Source organism: Nocardia sp. NPDC006982, assembly GCF_042869435.1.
Classification (GTDB): domain Bacteria; phylum Actinomycetota; class Actinomycetes; order Mycobacteriales; family Mycobacteriaceae; genus Nocardia.
Genome location: NZ_JBIAFV010000013.1, coordinates 189,956 through 207,459, shown reverse-complemented (window position 1 = coordinate 207,459; position 17,504 = coordinate 189,956). Strand labels below are relative to the sequence as shown.

Annotated in this window: 18 protein-coding genes; 8 read left to right on the top strand and 10 right to left on the bottom strand. The window is 64.6% G+C overall.

Features of this window, described 5'->3' with window-relative positions; all coding sequences use genetic code 11:
* Window positions 1–60 precede the first annotated feature (60 nt).
* On the top strand, window positions 61–1,467 hold the full coding sequence (gene ramB, locus ACFYOW_RS36870; protein ID WP_063046967.1) for an acetate metabolism transcriptional regulator RamB: 1,407 nt from the start codon (window positions 61–63) through the stop codon (window positions 1,465–1,467).
* Between the two features lie 441 nt (window positions 1,468–1,908).
* Here ramB and ACFYOW_RS36865 read toward each other — a convergent pair whose 3' ends face one another.
* A complete protein-coding gene (locus tag ACFYOW_RS36865) occupies window positions 1,909–3,141 on the bottom strand; it encodes an MFS transporter (RefSeq protein ID WP_387294677.1) in 1,233 nt (410 codons plus the stop codon).
* A gap of 75 nt (window positions 3,142–3,216) precedes the next feature.
* On the opposite strand from ACFYOW_RS36865, the gene ACFYOW_RS36860 reads away from it, so the two are divergent.
* Both ACFYOW_RS36860 and ACFYOW_RS36855 read left to right on the top strand, forming a co-directional pair.
* Window positions 3,217–4,062, top strand: coding sequence for a TetR/AcrR family transcriptional regulator (locus tag ACFYOW_RS36860; protein ID WP_387294676.1), 846 nt, complete (start codon window positions 3,217–3,219; stop codon window positions 4,060–4,062).
* Window positions 4,063–4,261: 199 nt separating this feature from the next.
* Window positions 4,262–4,399 (top strand): hypothetical protein, encoded by a 138-nt coding sequence (locus tag ACFYOW_RS36855; RefSeq protein WP_387294675.1) that lies wholly within the window; start codon window positions 4,262–4,264, stop codon window positions 4,397–4,399.
* 90 nt (window positions 4,400–4,489) lie between these two features.
* Here ACFYOW_RS36855 and ACFYOW_RS36850 read toward each other — a convergent pair whose 3' ends face one another.
* The 6 genes from ACFYOW_RS36850 to urtA all read right to left on the bottom strand — a co-directional run bounded on the left by ACFYOW_RS36850 (window position 4,490) and on the right by urtA (window position 10,109).
* Window positions 4,490–5,194: a GntR family transcriptional regulator gene (locus ACFYOW_RS36850; protein ID WP_387294674.1), complete on the bottom strand. Its 705-nt coding sequence runs from the start codon at window positions 5,192–5,194 to the stop codon at window positions 4,490–4,492.
* A 10-nt stretch (window positions 5,195–5,204) separates the two neighbouring features.
* On the bottom strand, window positions 5,205–5,897 hold the full coding sequence (urtE, locus tag ACFYOW_RS36845) for an urea ABC transporter ATP-binding subunit UrtE (RefSeq protein ID WP_387294673.1): 693 nt from the start codon (window positions 5,895–5,897) through the stop codon (window positions 5,205–5,207).
* A complete protein-coding gene (gene urtD, locus ACFYOW_RS36840) occupies window positions 5,890–6,732 on the bottom strand; it encodes an urea ABC transporter ATP-binding protein UrtD (protein WP_387294672.1) in 843 nt (280 codons plus the stop codon). Before urtD ends, urtE begins: the two co-directional genes overlap by 8 nt.
* On the bottom strand, window positions 6,729–7,877 hold the full coding sequence (gene urtC / locus ACFYOW_RS36835) for an urea ABC transporter permease subunit UrtC (protein WP_387294671.1): 1,149 nt from the start codon (window positions 7,875–7,877) through the stop codon (window positions 6,729–6,731). Before urtC ends, urtD begins: the two co-directional genes overlap by 4 nt.
* Window positions 7,874–8,758: an urea ABC transporter permease subunit UrtB gene (gene urtB, locus ACFYOW_RS36830; RefSeq protein ID WP_387294670.1), complete on the bottom strand. Its 885-nt coding sequence runs from the start codon at window positions 8,756–8,758 to the stop codon at window positions 7,874–7,876. The genes urtC and urtB overlap by 4 nt, the downstream gene beginning before the upstream one ends.
* 70 nt (window positions 8,759–8,828) lie before the next feature.
* Window positions 8,829–10,109 carry an urea ABC transporter substrate-binding protein gene (gene urtA / locus ACFYOW_RS36825; protein WP_387294669.1) on the bottom strand — a complete coding sequence of 427 codons (1,281 nt, stop codon included), beginning with the start codon at window positions 10,107–10,109 and terminating at the stop codon, window positions 8,829–8,831.
* A 356-nt stretch (window positions 10,110–10,465) separates the two neighbouring features.
* Here urtA and ACFYOW_RS36820 point away from each other — a divergent pair, with 356 nt between their 5' ends.
* Complete coding sequence (locus ACFYOW_RS36820; protein ID WP_387294668.1) at window positions 10,466–12,295, top strand: acyl-CoA dehydrogenase; 1,830 nt, start codon at window positions 10,466–10,468, stop codon at window positions 12,293–12,295.
* Between the two features lies 1 nt (window position 12,296).
* On the opposite strand, the gene ACFYOW_RS36815 is transcribed toward ACFYOW_RS36820, so the two are convergent.
* Window positions 12,297–13,181 (bottom strand): nuclease-related domain-containing protein, encoded by an 885-nt coding sequence (locus tag ACFYOW_RS36815; protein ID WP_387294666.1) that lies wholly within the window; start codon window positions 13,179–13,181, stop codon window positions 12,297–12,299.
* A gap of 342 nt (window positions 13,182–13,523) precedes the next feature.
* Here ACFYOW_RS36815 and ACFYOW_RS36810 point away from each other — a divergent pair, with 342 nt between their 5' ends.
* Window positions 13,524–14,057: a carboxymuconolactone decarboxylase family protein gene (locus tag ACFYOW_RS36810; protein WP_387294739.1), complete on the top strand. Its 534-nt coding sequence runs from the start codon at window positions 13,524–13,526 to the stop codon at window positions 14,055–14,057.
* A gap of 271 nt (window positions 14,058–14,328) precedes the next feature.
* Entirely contained in the window at window positions 14,329–14,460 is a 132-nt protein-coding gene (locus ACFYOW_RS36805) for a hypothetical protein (RefSeq protein WP_281197609.1), read from the top strand.
* A gap of 10 nt (window positions 14,461–14,470) precedes the next feature.
* On the opposite strand, the gene ACFYOW_RS36800 is transcribed toward ACFYOW_RS36805, so the two are convergent.
* Window positions 14,471–15,238 (bottom strand): TetR/AcrR family transcriptional regulator, encoded by a 768-nt coding sequence (locus tag ACFYOW_RS36800; RefSeq protein WP_387294665.1) that lies wholly within the window; start codon window positions 15,236–15,238, stop codon window positions 14,471–14,473.
* Window positions 15,239–15,385: 147 nt separating this feature from the next.
* On the opposite strand from ACFYOW_RS36800, the gene ACFYOW_RS36795 reads away from it, so the two are divergent.
* Complete coding sequence (locus tag ACFYOW_RS36795) at window positions 15,386–15,763, top strand: VOC family protein (RefSeq protein ID WP_387294664.1); 378 nt, start codon at window positions 15,386–15,388, stop codon at window positions 15,761–15,763.
* A gap of 362 nt (window positions 15,764–16,125) precedes the next feature.
* Here the strand turns inward: ACFYOW_RS36795 and ACFYOW_RS36790 are convergent, their stop codons facing one another.
* Complete coding sequence (locus ACFYOW_RS36790; RefSeq protein ID WP_387294663.1) at window positions 16,126–16,977, bottom strand: SDR family oxidoreductase; 852 nt, start codon at window positions 16,975–16,977, stop codon at window positions 16,126–16,128.
* 100 nt (window positions 16,978–17,077) lie between these two features.
* On the opposite strand from ACFYOW_RS36790, the gene ACFYOW_RS36785 reads away from it, so the two are divergent.
* Window positions 17,078–17,476 carry a winged helix-turn-helix transcriptional regulator gene (locus tag ACFYOW_RS36785; RefSeq protein ID WP_387294661.1) on the top strand — a complete coding sequence of 133 codons (399 nt, stop codon included), beginning with the start codon at window positions 17,078–17,080 and terminating at the stop codon, window positions 17,474–17,476.
* The last annotated feature ends 28 nt before the right edge of the window (window positions 17,477–17,504 follow it).

The following is a 17,504-nucleotide window of genomic DNA, read 5'->3' as shown; positions in this document are numbered from 1 at the left end:
CTCAGCTCTGCTGCTAATTACCCATTGGCAGGTTTGCGAATCCGCCCATAAACTGGACATATGGCCAAGACTTACGTCGGGGCGCGGCTTCGTCAGCTGCGGACCGAACGAGGGCTGAGCCAGGTCTCACTCGCCCAGAAGCTGGAGATCTCGGCGAGTTACCTCAACCAGATCGAACACGATGTGCGCCCGCTCACCGTACCGGTATTGCTGCGCATCAGCGAAGTGTTCGGCGTCGACGCGACCTTTTTCTCGTCCCAGGACGACACCCGGCTCATTGCCGAACTCCAAGAGGTCGTGATGGACCAGGAGCTCGGCATCGAGGCCGATACCCAGGAGATCGCGGATATGGTCTCCGCGCATCCGAGCATGGCGCGCGCACTGGTCAATATGCACAACCGGTACCGCAACACCTCCGCGCAGCTGGCCGCCGCCACCGAGGACCGCTTCGCCGACGGCTCCGGCAGCGCGGCGATCAGCAAACCGCACGAGGAAGTGCGCGACTTCTTCTACCAGCGGCAGAACTACATCCACGAATTGGATACCGCCGCAGAGGAACTCACCGCCCGCATCCGCTTCCACGGCGGCGATGTGAACAGCGAGATCGCCCGCCTGCTGCGCGCACACGATGTGCACATTATCGAGCGCATCGATCTCGGCGAAGGCGTATTGCACCGCTACGATCCAGAGACTCAGCGGCTGGAGATCGCGCCGCATCTGTCCGGTGGTCAGCGCACCTTCAAACTCGCCGCCGAACTCGCCTACTTCGAATGTGGCGACCTGCTCGAAAAGCTGGTCGAAGAGGGCAATTTCGCCTCCGAGGACACCCGCAAGCTGGCCATGCTCGGACTGGCGAACTACTTCGCCGCGGCAACCGTCTTGCCCTACACACACTTTCACGAGGTCGCCGAGGATTTCCGCTACGACATCGAGCGGCTCTCGGCCTTCTTCACCCAGAGTTACGAGACGATCTGCCATCGCCTCTCCACGCTGCAGCGGCCCAAGCTGCGCGGCGTTCCGTTCTCCTTCGTGCGCGTCGACCGCGCGGGAAACATGTCGAAACGCCAGTCCGCCACCGGTTTCCACTTCTCCTCCAGCGGCGGCACCTGCCCGCTGTGGAATGTCTACGAAACCTTCGCCTATCCGGGCAAGATCATGACGCAGATCGCCCAGATGCCCGACGGTCGCAAATATCTGTGGGTGGCCCGCACCGTCGAACGCCGCGCGACCCGATACGGCCAGGCCAGCAAGACCTTTGCGATCGGTCTGGGTTGCGAGCTGCGGCATGCGGGGCGCGTCGTCTACGCCGACGGCATCGATCTCGACGTGGCCAAGGCCACGCCGATCGGTGCTGGCTGCCGGGTCTGTGAACGCACCAATTGCCCCCAACGCGCCTTCCCCCCACTAGGCAAAGTCCTCGACATCAGCGAACACCGCAGCTCAGTCTCCCCCTACGTCCTCAAATAGCCCCACCCAGCACCCCACCCCGCCGAGCGTAGCGATCAAGATCAGGTGGCAGTGGTGGCGGAGGGTTCTCGGGCGATGCCGCCACAGTTTCCACGTGATCACATGTCCAACTGGGAGGGTCCGGTTCCTGGCGGCGTTCGGGTTGAGGGCTGCGGTGGGTCCTGTTGTTCTGCACCGACTTCTCGGGGTTGCTGGCCCCAGAGGGTTGGGCGTTCCGTGGTTTTGCCGGGGCAGTGCTGGGCGCGTCGGGTGCCGTACCCGGCTTACCTCCCGCAGTTGGGTAGGCAGGCCTGCGGCTTCCAGCTCGGTCGACCGGCTGTGGTTGCGTTCTCGAGAGGTTGCGCAGGGTAGTCAAATGGTCGTTGATGATGGGGTTTTGAGCCACCATTTGACTGCGCTCGACGGCCGCCCCCTTCTGGGGGCGGCCGTTGCGGTGAGTGGTCAGGCTGGTTGGGTTGGGCGCTGGATTTGTGTGCCGAGGAGGGTGAGGGCTAGTGCCAGGACCAGCAGGATTGCCAGGGTCCAGGCCAGGACCGAAAAGCCGTGGGGCGCAGCGGCTGCGGCGACCAGCGGGCCGGCGGTGGCGCCGACGTAGAAGCTGAACATCGCGACCGAGGATGCGGCGGCGCGAGCTTCGCCGCCCAACTCCCCCGCGGTCTGCAGGACCGCCGGTGCGATGACGCCCAGTCCACCGACGAGCACGGCGAGCAGGATGGTCAGCACCGCGAGATGGCTGCCCTCGAAGGTGGCGATCACCATGGCCGTCGCAGCGACCAGCACACCGAGCACCATCTGCCCCGGCTTGGTCAGACGCGAGAGTGGGATGGCCAGCAGCGGCAAGGCGAACATCACCGGCAGCGCACCCGCCCGCAGCGCGAGCAGTTCACCGGAACCCTTGACCAGACCGGTGATTTCGATGCCGGTGTACACACCGACCATCACGGCCATGGCCAGCGCGCCCGCGGCCAGCATCGGCAGCAGCGCCTTGATCCGCAGCACCGCGGGGATCGCAGCATAGCTGTGCACGAGCGGCTTGTCCCGTCCAGTGGGCGCGTCCTCGAGCATGACGGCGCGCAGGATGAATGCGAGCGCCACGAAGACTACGGCCGAGCCGATGAACATGGTGCGCCACGGGAACGAGGCGACGACGGCCTGCGAGGCGATCTGTGCCAGCACGGTCGCGGCGAGGAAGGAGGTGGCGACCGACATGGTCACCACTGCCCGATGCGCCGGTGCGATGCGGGTGGCGATATAGGCCATGATCGCGGGCGGAATCGAACCGACGACAAGTCCCTGCGCGACGCGCAGGCCGACCGCGATCGGCGCACTGAACGATAGACCGGTCAACAGTGTGACCACCGCCGCGGCGATCATGCCGGTGACCAGTACCCGGCGGTGGCCGTAGCGGTCCGACAGCGGGCCGAACAGCACGAAGCCACCCGCATAGCCGAAGGCGAAGGCGCTGATGATCCAGGTCATGACGCCCGCGCCCACATTCCAGTCGGCCTTCATGGCCGTGAACAGGGGGATCGGGATGTACATCTGGCCGGTGGCCAGCAGTGCGGACAGGACGAAAACGGGGAGGGTACGCCCGGTGTGCGCGCGTGGTGAGGCGCTGCGAGTGCGTGCCGGAGCCGGGATACCGGCCGGAAGCTGAAGAGTCGGCGTTGCCATGTGGACGAAGTTAGGCCCATGGCCGAGCAGTTGTCAACCAAATAGTTGGTTTAATGGGATGGTAAAGTCGCGGTCATGACGGTCACGATGAAACGGAGCGACGCGACCAAGCAGGCCCTGCTGCGCGCCGCGCGCGACGAATTCGCCGAACACGGCCTGGCCGGCGCCCGGGTGGACCGGATCGCGGAGGCGGCCGGGGTGAACAAGGAGCGCATCTACGGCCTGTTCGGCAGCAAGGACAAGCTCTTCGACGTCATCCTGATCGACACCATGCGCGAATTCTTGGATGTGGTCCAGCCCCTGGCCGAGACCGAACCCGGCGAGTACGTGGGCAAGCTGTTCGACTACCACCGCGAAAATCCGCAACTGCTACGGCTTTTGCTCTGGGAGGGCCTGCATCGCGGCACCGACGCACACGATATCGACGGCTGGCGCGCCCAGCACTACCTGCGGAAATTCGACCGCGCCAAGGAGCAGTTCGACGTCGACGCCAGCCACGCGGGCCGACTGCTGCTCGCCCTGTGCGGCCTGTCCAACTGGAGCCTCGCCGTCCCGCAGACCACTCGCCTGCTGCTCGGCGCGGATGCCGAGAACCAACAGGCGACCCGCGAATTCATGATGGAATTCGCCAGGGCGGCGCTGCGAACGGATAAGTCGATCCCGCACCGCGAGCCGGTCAACGAGTTGACCACCGAATCGACCAGCGTTGACGGCGCACCCGCGGCCGATGTCCCGACCGATCCCATAGACCGCGCCACGCAACGTCTACGCGAGGCCCAGGCCGCCGCCGACGCTGCCCGCGACGAACTCGCCACCGCTCTGCGCGACGCCCACACCGAAGGCACCAGCGCCAACCAACTCGCCCGCCAGGTGTCGGGCACCCTGTCCCGCCCCGTCGTGCTGAAGCTCCTCGCCGATTGAGCGCATTTCGGTTCTGACACAAGCGATTCGCGGTATCGACGCCGCTCAGGTCACGGCCGAACACTGATCGCACAACATCACGGAAAAGGCATCGAGAGGCCCAATAGACCTTGCGCCTCGCAATATTTGCGACTATCCCGCTTTCTGGTCCTACATACTCGGCACCTTCATCCCCTTCTTCTTCGCACTCGTCTGGGGTGTGCTGTTCGCCGCGATCTGGCCCTATATGCGCAGGCTCGGCCTCGAAGCAACCCTGGTAGCCCTGGACTACGCGATGATCGCGTGGATCGCGATGCACGTGTCGATCGCGATCGTGTCGAACAATCACCCCGACTAGGCGACCCCGCCGTGATCATCGGCGGCTTCTTGTCGCACTTCTGCTGCGCGATTCCTCGCCCGGATCGTGAAATACCTGCTGGCCGACGAGTCAATCTCGCACGGCGCGTGAGAGTTTCGTGAACTCGATCGCCTGCTGGGCGCGCGCGAGTACGTGGGTGCGCGAGCTACCGATGTGCGCGGTGAGCGTGCGCAGGGCGGCAGCGGGATCGCCATCGAGCAGTTGTCCGGCGATAGCGATGTGCTCGGCGGTCATGGTGGCGATCCGCTCCGGCGTCGGCACGTCCAGGGTCCGGACCGGGCGGACCCGGACGTAAACACCGGTGAGCGCGTCCGCCAGCGCTGTATTGCCCGCCGCGGCAAGCAGAGTCGTGTGGAAGTGCTCGTCCGCGGCGACCAGCGCGGGGCCCGGTTCGGGCGGATCGTCGCGAAATCCGCGCCAGACATCGAGTTCCGCACGCACCAGGGACAAGTCGTGTGCCGGTGCGGGTTCCCCGACGATGCCCATGACTCGCTGAATTCCCCTGGTCTCCAGAACAATCCGCAACTCGAACAGATTGCCCAGCTCCTCCAATCGCGGTCGATACGGATACAGTCCATCGGCGTGCCGCTCCACCAATCCGTCGGCCTGCAGCCGGGCGAGCGCTTCCCGCACGGGGGTGCGCGAAACCCCGTACGTCTCGGCCAGGCGTTCCTCGCCGAGCCGTTCGGTGGGCACGATCGTCCCGGTGGCCAGGTCCCGCCGCAGCGATTCGTAAACCTGCTCGCTGAGCGGAACCCGCCCCCTGCGCGTCATGGCGGCCAGCTCAGATCGCCATCGCCGAGCGAACCGAGGTCTCCGCGGCCGCTCCGCCCTCGCCGGCGGACGTCACGCGTCCGGACTGCAGCACGTAATAGCGTTGCGCCGCTTGCAGTGCGAAGCCGATGTGCTGTTCCACCAGCAGCACGCTGAGTCCGCCGCGACCGGTCAAATCGATGATGGTGCGCTCGATTTCGGCGACCACGGACGGCTGGATGCCCTCCGTCGGTTCATCGAGAATGAGCAGCTTCGGCTCGGTGATCAGCGCCCTGGCGATCGCCAATTGCTGGCGCTGGCCGCCGGACAGCAGGCCCGCCTTGCGATTCAACAGTTCGCGCAGCGCCGGAAACAGGTCGAGCGATTCGTCGATCAAGGCCTTACCGCGCTTGCGGCCATCGGCGACGACCTGCAGATTCTCGGCGGTGCTCAGCTGTGGGAAGCTCTGTTGCCCCTGCGGTACGTACGCGATTCCACGCTTGACCCGACGCGACGGCGACATCTTGGTGATCGCCTCACCGTTGAAGTTGATCTGTCCGGATTTGGCGCCGATCAGACCGACGGCCGTGCGCAGCAGCGTGGTCTTGCCCGCGCCGTTGTGCCCCATGATCGCCACCACGCTGTCGTCGGGAACGGTGATCGAGACACCATGAATCACCTCGGTCCGGCCGTATCCGGAATGGATGTCGATGAGCTCAAGCATCGGCGGACTCCTTCGCGATCAGCTCCTGCGCGGTCTGCGCGTCTTCGAGTTCGGTCCCGATGGCCGCGGCGGTGCCGAGGTAGACCTGCTGCACCTTCGGATCGGCCTGCACCTGTTCGACGGTGCCCTCACTGAGCACCTTGCCTGCGGCCAGCACGGTCACCGAGGTCGCGAAGGACCGCATGAAATCCATATCGTGTTCGACCACCAGGACAATGCGTTCACCGCCGATGCGCCGCAACAGATTTCCGGTTTCCTCGCGTTCCTCGGCGCTCATGCCCGCCACCGGTTCGTCGAGCAGCAGCACCGAAGCGTTCTGCACCAGCAGCATGCCGATCTCGAGCCACTGCTTCTGCCCGTGCGCCAGCACACCGGCAGGCTTATCGCGCAACTCACCGAGCCCGGTGATCTCCAGTGCCTCTTCGATACTCGGCAATACCGACTTGCGGCGGCGCAACAGCGTCAGCGCCGAACGGCCCGCACCCGCCGCGATATCGAGGTTTTGCAGCACGCTGAGTTGTTCGAAAACGCTTGCCGTCTGGAAGGTTCGGCCGATGCCCAGCCGGGCGATCTGGTGCACCTTCTTCCCGAGGAATTCGACACCGGACTTCTGCGCTGATCCGGTGGCGGGCACCAGGCCGGTGATCGCATCGATGAGGGTGGTCTTCCCCGCCCCATTCGGTCCGATCAGGAACCGCAGATCTCCTTGCAGCACAGTGAGATCCACATCGGAGACGGCCTTGAAACCATCGAAACTAACCGAGAGTCCGCGGATTTCGAGGTACTCACTCGACATGCCCGCGTTGCCGCCCAGCTTCGGGTCGTGCGCGTTCATCGGGATTCCACCTTCTCCTCGGTCACGACTTCGGGCAGCGGTTCATCGACCGCCACCGGAGTATGCGCGGCGGACTTACGAAACTTACTGTCCAGCAACCCTTTCAACATCGGCCATACCCCCGCCAGACCCGCCGGAATGAACCCGACGACCACAATGAACAGCACACCTTGCAGATAGGTCCAGCTGGACGGGAACTCCTCCGAGAGCGCCGTCTGCGCCCACGCGACGCCGATCGCGCCGAGTACCGGGCCGAGCAGTGTGGTCCGTCCGCCGATCGCCACACCGATAATGAATGCGATGGACGGCACGACACCGATATCGGCGGGCGAGATGATGCCGACGATCGGGGTGAACAGCGCACCCGCGATGCCCGCGAAGAATGCCGCGACAACATAGGCCACGATCTTGATATTGGCCGGGTCGTAACCGAGGAAGCGCACGCGTTCCTCCTGATCACGCACGGCGACAAGTAATTCGCCGTAGCGGCTGTGCATGAGCTGACGCACCGCGGCGACCACCACCAGCAGGGTGCCCGCCGCGATGAAGAACAGCATCTGCCGGTTAACCGGATCCGAGAGCTTGAAGCCGAAGAAGGCACGGAAGTCGGACAATCCGGTGAACCCGCCGATCTTCTGCTGTCCGGTCAGCAGAATCGCGAGCGCCGCGGCCAGGGCCTGACTCAGGATCGCGAAATACGTGCCCTTGACCCGGCGCTTGAATACGCCGTAACCGAGTGCCGCCGCGATCAGCGCGGGCAGCACCAGAATGCCGATCAAGGCGACCGGCGCCGACGCGAAAGGCCGCCAGAACGACGGCAATTCGCGAATACCCGCGATCTCCATGAACTCCGGCACCTCATTGTGCAGCCGGGCCGCATCGGCCATCTGCAGATGCATCGCCATGATGTAGGCGCCGATGCCGAAGAACACGCCTTGACCCAGCGTCAGCATTCCGCCACGGCCCCAAGCCAATCCGATGCCCGCCGCCACGATCGCGAAGCACAGGAATTTGGCGAGCAGGTTGAGCCGGAAGTCGCTGAGCACGGCGGGCGCGACCGCGAACAGCAGGATCGCGGCCACGATGAAGCCGCCCCACGCGGTCATGGAAGGATGTGCGCGCCAACGTTGTCCGAGTGTGGTCATGCCAGACTCCTCGTCCGAACGGTGAATAGCCCCTGCGGACGAACCTGCAGGAAAATGACGATGACGACGAACACGATCACCTTCGCGATCGAGGCCGTCGTGGAGTACTCGATATACGAATTCAGCAGTCCCAGTGCGAACGCCGCGATCACGGTGCCCTTGATCTGCCCGAGCCCGCCGATCACGACGACCAGGAAGGCGTCGATCAGGTAGCTCTGCCCGATGGTCGGGCTGGTCGAACCGATCAGCGTCAGTGCGACGCCCGCGACCCCGGCCAGGCCGGAGCCGATGAAGAAGGTGCTGATATCGGTGACGCGGCTGGAGACGCCGCTGGTCTCGGCCAGACCCCGGTTCTGCACGACCGCGCGGATGCGCCGACCGAGCGAAGTGGTCTTGAGCACAAGGGCCAGCACGGTCACCGCGACGACCGCGAGCACGAGGATGAAGATGCGCGTCTTCGGCACCACCGCACCGAGAATGGTGACACCGCCGCTGAGCCAATCGGGTGCGAGCACGTTCTTGGCGGGAGCGCCGAAGATGTCACGCGCGGCCTGTTGCAGCACGAGTCCGACGCCGAAGGTGACGAGCAGGGTGTCCAGCGGCCGGTCGTACATCCAGCGGATCAGGCCCATTTCCAGGGCCGCGCCGAGCAGTCCGCCGACCAGGAAACCGACGAGCAACGAAACGACCAGCGATACCCCGGCCGACGAGATTACCTTCTGCACGACATAAGTCGTGTAGCACCCGGCCATGATGAATTCGCCGTGCGCCATGTTGATCACGCCCATCTGACCGAAGGTCAGCGAAAGGCCCAGCGCCGCAAGCAGAAGAATGGATCCCAGACTCAGCCCGGTGAAGAGCTGGCCGATCAACACGTCCATATTTGGATTCCTAACGGGGTCGGCCGGGTGCGGGCACCCCCTAACAGAGACCGCACCCGGCACTAGTCGACTACTTCAGGCCCTTGGCCCACTCGTAGGACGTCAGGTACGGGTCCGGCGTCACAGCCTTGCCCGAGTCCCACACGGTGTAGATCAGTCCGTCCGGACGAATTTCGCCGATGCGAGCGGTCTTGGTGATGTGGTGGTTGGAACCGTCGACGGTGACCAGGCCCTCCGGGGCCTCGAAGGTCACGCCGTCGGCCGCGGCCTGAATATCGGCCACCTTGAACGACTTCGCCTTCTCCACGGTGTTCTTCCACAGGTAGACCGAGGCGTAGGCCGCCTCCATCGGGTCCGAGGTCGGCTTGTCGGCACCGAATGCGGCCTTGTAGTCCGCGACGAATTTCTTGTTAACGGGCGTGTCGACCGTCTGGTAGTAATTCCACGCGGTCAACTGTCCGGCGATATTCTGCGCGCCGATACCGGCGACCTCTTCCTCGGCGATGGATACCGAAACCACCGGCATATCAGTGGCTTTCAGTCCCGCATTGGTGTACTCGCGGAAGAACGCCACATTCGAGTCGCCATTGAGGGTGTTGAATACCGCGCCCGCCTTGGCATTTCGGACCTTGTTCACAATGGTGGAGAAGTCGGTGGAGCCGAGCGGGGTGTAGTCCTCACCCTTGATCTCGATGCCGTTCGCCGCCGCGTAGGCCTTGATCTCCCGATTGGCGGTCTGCGGGAAGACGTAGTCCGAGCCGACCAGGTACAGGGACTTGATGCCCTTCTGCTTCAGATAATCCAGCGCGGGCAGGATCTGCTGATTGGTGGTCGCGCCGGTGTAGAAGATGTTCTTGCTGTCCTCCAGGCCCTCGTACTGGACCGGGTAGTAGAGCAGCGAGTTCAGGCTCTCGAACTTCGGCTTCATGGCCTTGCGGCTAGACGAGGTCCAACCGCCGAAGACCGCTGCGACACAGTCGGAGCTGATCAGCTTCTCCGCCTTCTCCGCGAAGGTCTTCGGATCCGAGGCACCGTCCTCCAGCACAAGGTCGAGCTTCTTGCCGAGTACGCCGCCCGCGGCGTTGATCTGGTCCACGGCCAGCTTGGTCGAGTTGGCGACGGTGACCTCGGAGATCGCCATGGTGCCCGACAGCGAGTGCAGCGAGCCGATCTTGATCGAGTCCTTCGAGGTATCGACGCAGGACGAGGCGTTGGACCCGCTGCTGGAGGCGTCATCCTTGGCGCCACAACCGGTCAGCAACAGACCGGCGAGTGCGACGGCCGTCGGCGCGACCAGCGCCTTGCTGACGCGACGCGAGCGCGATCGACGGATATCACGGGATTCTGGCATGGAGCGCCACCCTTCTCACTTCATCAGGTGTGTTCGGCGGCGCTGCGTGCGCCGCACCGAATACGTCCGCCTTTGCCCCGGTCACAGCTGTAGACGGGGTTGTATACAAAGGCTGTATTCGTGGTGCGAACGTTAGACAGAAGTTGTTGCGCCGGAATATCTCTCGGTGACGAGTCCGTTTCGCACGTTTCCGTGATGTGAACGTTTGCGGAAATCACTCGGCAAACCGCTGTGAGGAGCCCCACCTGCCTACGGTTGCGTAGCAAGACAGCGGTACGGCAGGCTCTTTTTGTACAACGTCAAAACGCCGATTCCGCGGCTGCCCGGTCGTGGAGGCGTGAGTCCGAGGAGGACCGGTGGGTCACTACAAGGCGAACGTTCGGGATATCGAGTTCAACCTGTTCGAGGTGTTGGAACTGGACAAGCTCCTTGATACGGGTGCCTATGGCGATCTTGATTCGGAAACCGTGCGGGAGATCCTGGCCGAGGTGAAGCGGCTGGCCGAGGGGCCGGTGGCGGAATCCTTCGCCGCGGCCGACCGCGATCCGGTGGTCTACGATCCGGCCACCTTCTCGATTTCGGTGCCCGAACCGCTACGCAAGACCGTCCAGGCCGTGCACGAGGCCGACTGGAGTCGGCTCGGCATGCCGGAGGGCATGGGCGGCACGCCCGCGCCCGCCGCGGTCATCTGGTCGATCAACGAGATGCTCACCTGCGCCAATCCGGCCGCGAGCTTCTTCAATATGGGCCCGGTCATGTCCTCGGTGCTGTTCAATGTCGGCACCGAGCAGCAGAAGCAGTGGGCCACAAAGGGTTACGACCGCGGCTGGGCGGGCACCATGGTGCTGACCGAGCCCGATGCCGGTTCCGATGTCGGCGCGGGACGCACCAAGGCGGTCCGGCAGGAGGACGGCTCCTGGCATATCGAGGGCGTCAAGCGCTTCATCTCCGGCGGTGATGTCGGTGAGACCGCCGAGAACGTCTTCCACCTGGTGCTGGCTCGTCCGGAGGGTGCAGGTCCCGGCACCAAGGGCCTCTCGCTGTTCTATGTGCCGAAATTCCTGTTCGATCACGAGACGCTGGAGCTGGGCGACCGCAATGGCGTCTACGTGACCGGCGTCGAGCACAAGATGGGCCTGAAGTCCTCGCCCACTTGCGAACTGACCTTCGGCGCGACCGCTGTGCCCGCCAAGGGCTGGCTGGTCGGCGAGGTACACAACGGCATCGCGCAGATGTTCCAGGTGATCGAGAACGCTCGTATGGTGGTCGGCATCAAGTCCACCGGCACACTGTCGACCGGTTACCTCAATGCGCTCGACTACGCCAAACAGCGTGTGCAGGGTGCGGACCTGACGCAGATGGCCGATAAGGCCGCTCCGCGCGTCACCACCACCCACCACCCGGATGTGCGGCGTTCGCTGGCGATGCAGAAGGCCTACGCCGAAGGTCTGCGGGCGGTATATCTTTACACCGCCGCCCATCAGAATGCCGATGTGGCGCAACTGGTTTCGGGTGCGGATGCCGAATTGGCGCACCGGGTAGACGATCTGCTGCTGCCGATCGTCAAGGGTGTGGGTTCCGAGCGGGCCTACCAGTACCTGACCGAATCGCTGCAGACACTGGGCGGTTCGGGCTATCTGCAGGATTACCCGATCGAGCAGTACATCCGCGACGCGAAGATCGACTCGCTCTACGAGGGCACCACCGCCATCCAGGCGCAGGACTTCTTCTTCCGCAAGATCATTCGGGACAAGGGTGTGGCGTTCGCGCACGTCAACGGGCAGATCACGGCCTTCCTGGAGGCGAAGACCAGTCGCTTCGAGACCGAGCGGGCGCTGCTGGCCACCGCGGTCGCCGATGTGCAGGCGATGGCGGCCACGCTGACCGGCTATCTGATGGCCTCCCAACAGGATCCGAAGGAGCTGTACAAGGTCGGGCTCGGCTCGGTGCGCTTCCTGCTCGCGGTCGGCGATCTGCTCATCGCTTGGCGACTGCTGGTGCAGGCCGAGATCGCGGCCGCCGCACTGGCCGCCGAAGCACCGGAGAAGGATCGGGCGTTCTATTCCGGAAAGGTCGCTGTCGCAAGCTTCTTCGCGAAGAACGCACTGCCCGAATTGACCGCGGTGAAGAACATTATCGCCGCGATCGATAACGACATCATGGAGCTGGACGAAGCCGCGTTCTGAATCAGCAGTTGGTCTGGAGGGGCCAGCACTCAGTCGGACGGTACGGCGGCGGCGAGGGCGTCACGCTCGTCGTCGAGGTCTCCGGGTCGCGCGCCGGATTTGCCGAATCGTGCGCGAGCGAGCTCGCGATCACGATGAGGACCACCACCATTCCGACCAGGGCAACCGCGAAGACCACCCATCCCGCCGCCGTCTGCCGCCTGCTCGGCGGCAGCGGCGCGGGGATGACGTGCCTGCGCAGCTCGCGCGCCGACGGCGACGGCGCTTTGGGCTGTACCTCGTCGAAGCCGTCCGCGAGCAGCTCGGCGCGGGAAGGCTTTTCGGTGACGCCGAGCGCATCACAGGCCGCGGCGACCCGATCCGCGGTCCAACTGCGCGGTCCGGCGGAGAAACCCTCGAGGTAGATACGGAGTTCGGTCGCGTCACGAGCATTCGAGACGACGATATCCATGCCGGGGCGCAGGCTGGTTCGAGCAGGCCGCACCGCGACCCCGCGGAACGGCACGAGCACGATGGCGCCGCAGATGTGGCCTGGATCGATCAGCGCCCGCTCCAGCCGGGTCTTCACCGCATGCGTGCTGTGCTCCAGCTGATCGACGGGATCGCCGGAGATCTCCTCGTCCAGATCGGCGGGCTCCGCGCTGATCGTCCACGGACCGTCGCCCGGAATGCTCAGGATCCCGCTCTGGCGGCGCCGGAAGCCCTTGATATCGGTCACGGTAATGCCGCGCGGGGTCAGAATGATCGCATCGACTCGACGAGATCCGTGATCGCCGACCTCCAGGCCGACCAATGCGACACCGGTCGTCGGATACGACCGCAGGCATTCGACGAATTCCTGTTCGGCCCCGGAGAGATCAGCTCCGGTCTTGATCTTCACCAGCATCGCGTATTCCCTACCCTCATCCGGTTCGACCCGGCGTCCCACCGTCCACCGCGCCGGTACTGATGATGACCTGCCGTAGCCGCGAAGACCACCGGAAAGCCAAGAAGACCAGCACAATTCAGCTATAGCAAACCGGCCAGTCGGATATATCATTACTGGCCGATCCCCTAGCGGTACCCCTAGGACCGCGCGGATAAGCCGAGGTCCCGGAACCACGCACCGCACATTCGGTGCCGCCGGGCCGCCGATCGCCGGCCTACCCGCTAGTACGCTCGGATTCGGTCCGGCAGCACGGACCCCGCCACCGGCGGCGGACAAGGAGGCATGAGCATGGTTTCGGCGTTGCAACCACGCATTTCACCCGGTCGGTTCCGCGAGCTGGGGCCGATCAATTGGGTTGTCTGGCAGATACTTTCACGCGCGGCGGGGACGGACGACGCACATCTGTTCAGCACACTCGGCCGCACCAAGGGACTGTTCCGCGGCTGGCTGCACTTCTCCGGGCGATTGATGCCGGGCGGCCGACTGCCCCGGCACGAATCCGAGCTGGTCATCCTGCGCGTCGCACAACTGCGCGACTGCGCCTACGAAATGGACCATCACATTCGACTCGGCAGGCGGGCGGGCGTCACGCCGGAGATCCTGGACCGGGTTCGCACCGGCCCCGCGGCCGACGGGTGGTCGGATAAGCATCGCGCACTGATCACCGCCGTCGACAAGTTGGTCGAAACCCGCGATATCGACGACGCCACCTGGTCCGCACTTGCCGAGCACTACGACGAGCGCAGCCTGATCGAAATCGTGCTGCTCATCAATCAGTACGAGGGGCTGGCCGCGACCATCACCGCGCTGCGGATCCAGCGCGACGGCGTCTGAGCGACTGCGGCGTTGGCGCAATTCGCCACCTCTCGCCAACGCTGCCCATTCTCGATTTAGCAATTCCAGAGCGATCACCCCCGACAGCCCCTAAACTGAAACGCGACACGCACAGAGTGACGATTTCATCCCGTCGTCACGCAGTAACCATAGCTTTCGAGACACATACCGACGTGTGTCGCACGCCATAGTGTGACGGCACCAGGATCGGAAACCCCTCCATCAAGCTAGCTGACCATTTGCTGTCGGCTCGATAGAGAAAGGGGCCGTCATGACTGTCAGCCTCGTGTTGATCGTGGCGGGATTCATTCTTCTGTCCATCGTGATCACCAGCTTCCTGCTTCCCAGCGGTGCGGACACCGCGCGGCATCCGAAACCCCACAACGAGACCGGTGATCAGTAAGCCCTGCGGCTCAGCGGTTTTCGATGAGCTGGGCCAGGCCGTCCAGGACTCGCACCAGACCGAATTCGTAGGCGTGGTCGGCACTGTAGGCGGAGTCGTGCGCCTGCCCCGCGACCGCGCCGACGCGGGCGGCCAGCGGATAGCGCTCGGCATCGAAGAACTGAGCCAGTAGCGGGGCGGCACGTTCCCACCATTGCCGGTCGGACATGGCGCTCTCGGCGGCGGCGCGTTCGGTGTCGATGGCGATGCGCGCCACCGACGTAACGAAGCCGAGGACGTAAGTGACGGCGGCGTCCATTTCGAGGTCGCCAAGACCAAGGCCGTCGAAGGCGCGCAGTTCGTGCTCATATTTGGCGGCGACGCCCGGGCCGAGCGGTGGCCGCGTGGTCGGCAGATAGGCGACCCACGGGTGGCGGACCAGCATGGCGCGATTCTCGGCGGCGATCGTCGTGACACGATCGCGCCAGGGCAGGTCGGTCAGGTCGGCACGCGACATCTCCCGATAGACAGCGTCGATCATGAGGTCGACGAGTTCCGCCTTGCCCGGCACGTAGGTGTAGGTGGCCATCGGGGTCAAGCCCAGCTTGGTGGCGACGGCTCGCATGGTGAGCGCGCCGATCCCATCCGCATCCGCGATTTCGATCGCCGCCGCGACCACGGCATCCACACTGCTGCGCTGCTTCGGTCCGCGCACCGATGCGGCGGGCACACGCCACAGCAGCTCCAGGGTGCGCAAGGGATCGCCCGCGCTGCTGCGGTCCCGTGACTGCTCGGCCATGCCGCCTCCTCGTATTCGCGAGATCCCTTGCGCGAAAAGCTGATCGTATCGACGTGACCCACATAACAGTGCAGCCACTCGGAAATTCCTCTACAACGTACAGCGTACTTAGTAGAGTGTTCGAGTCTCGTTCCCGAGGAGGATCTTGTGCAAATCACCGCTTCCGCCATCTCGCTCAATGTCGCCGATCCGCAGGCCTCGGCAAAGTTCGCCATCGACCACCTCGGCTTCACCGAGCAGATGTCGGCCGACGGTTTCGTCTCGGTCGCCCGACCCGATGCCGGTTTCACCCTGTGCTATCTGCGCACGGGTCTCGACAGCTTCAAGCCGAAAGACAAAGCGGGGAGTGCGGGCGAGGGACTACTTGTCGCATTCGTCGTGGATGACATCGATGCCGAGTACGAACGGCTCCAGGGCGAGGGTGTGCCGATCGTCACCCCGATCGAGACCGAACCCTGGGGTGAGCGCTACTTCCAGACGGCCGATCCGAACGGCATCATCCTGCAATTGGTGCAGTGGGTCTGATTGGAGTCGAGGTCGGTTGATTCACCATGGGCTTGCATGTCGTGTCAACGTCTCGCGGCCGCACCGCGCAAGCCCGGCGAACCTACCCATGGTCGCGTAACGCTGCGGCGGCGTAAGACCCCGCTCAGCTACCAATTCCATTGACATATAACGGGATTGCACGCCGTAACGACGAGCGCGGACAACGCGCGGCCGAAATACGGCGTGCAAGTCCGGTGTCCTGCCTTTCGATGCGTGGAGCTGGGGCGGCATACGACCTCGACGTCTTGGTCAACCAATTCATTTGATGCACACCGGATTTGCACGCGTATCGCTATGTTGCGACGGCGGCGTGCAACCCGGTGAACCCACCCCTGGATACCTCAGGCGAGGGCGGCGCGGAAGACCTCGACGGCGGGGGTGGAGGGGCGACCGAGCAGTTTCTGGAGGTCGCCGGAGTCCACATCGAGGATGCCGTCGCCGACTCCGGCGTCCGCATCCGCGAGCACCGCGGCGTAGTTGCCGGGCAGACCGGCCTGCTCGAGCGCCGCGCTGTAGTCCTGCTTGGACAGGTTTTCATAGCGCACCGGCTTGCCGGAGGCCTGCGAAATCACCTGGGCGAGTTCGGCATAGGTGAGGCGTTCATCGCCGCCGAGTTCGTAGATCCGGCCCGCGTGACCGTCGGTGGTCAGCACCTTGGCGGCCGCCTCGGCGTAGTCGGCGCGCGCGGCACCGGCGACGCGACCCGCACCCGCGGCGCCGTGCAGCACGCCGGACTCGACCGTGTGCCCGAGTGCACCGAAGTAGTTCTCCCAGTACCAGCCGTTGCGCAGGAGTGTGTGCGGGACAGTCGATTCCGCGAGCACCTCCTCGGTGCCCCGGTGCTCCTGGGCCAGGATGAGCGGGTTCTCGGTGGCGCGCGGAATGCTGGTGTAGGCGAGCAGTTTCACGCCCGCACGCTCGGCGGCCCGAATTACGTTGGTGTGCTGGGTGACTCGCGCACCGAATTCGTTGCCGGAGACCAGCAGCACCCGGTCGACACCGGCCAAGGCGCGGTCGAGCGCTTCGGCGTCGTCATAGGAGGCCTGCCGGACATCGACGCCCCGCTCGGCCAGATCGGCGACCTTCTGCGGATCACGCACGATCGCGACCACCGGCGTGGCCCCTTCGCGCAACAGCGCCTCGACGACGAGACGGCCCAACTGCCCACCGGCTCCGGTTACCGCGACGGTCATGACTTACCTCCATGGGTCTGTACGTTTCATCAAGTACTAACTAATAGTTAGCACTATGCATTCTGTAGACACTTTGGTCAAGTTGGGTACTATCGATTCCATGACGACTCAGCGCAAGCCGTTGGTGGATACCGACGATCCGACGCTGGAAGCCGACGTATTCGCCCGGAACTGCACGTCACGACCGGTGCTCCAGAATGTGGCCAGCCGCTGGGGCACCCTCGCCCTGGTCGCGCTGCGCGAGGGGCCGTACCGGTTCAGCGCCCTGCGCCGTCGCGTCGACGGTGTCAGCGAGCGCATGCTCTCGCAGACCCTGCAGGCCCTGGAGCGCGACGGCATGGTCCATCGCGAGGTACAGGAAACCATCCCCCCGCGAGTCGAATACACCCTCACCGAACTCGGCGCCCTGGTCGCCGAACGCCTCGAAGACCTCATCCAGATCCTCGAAACCAACATGCCCCGCGTCCACGAAGCCCAAGCCGCCTACCACCGCGACTGACCTCCACCGCGCAGGTCACGACTTGCTC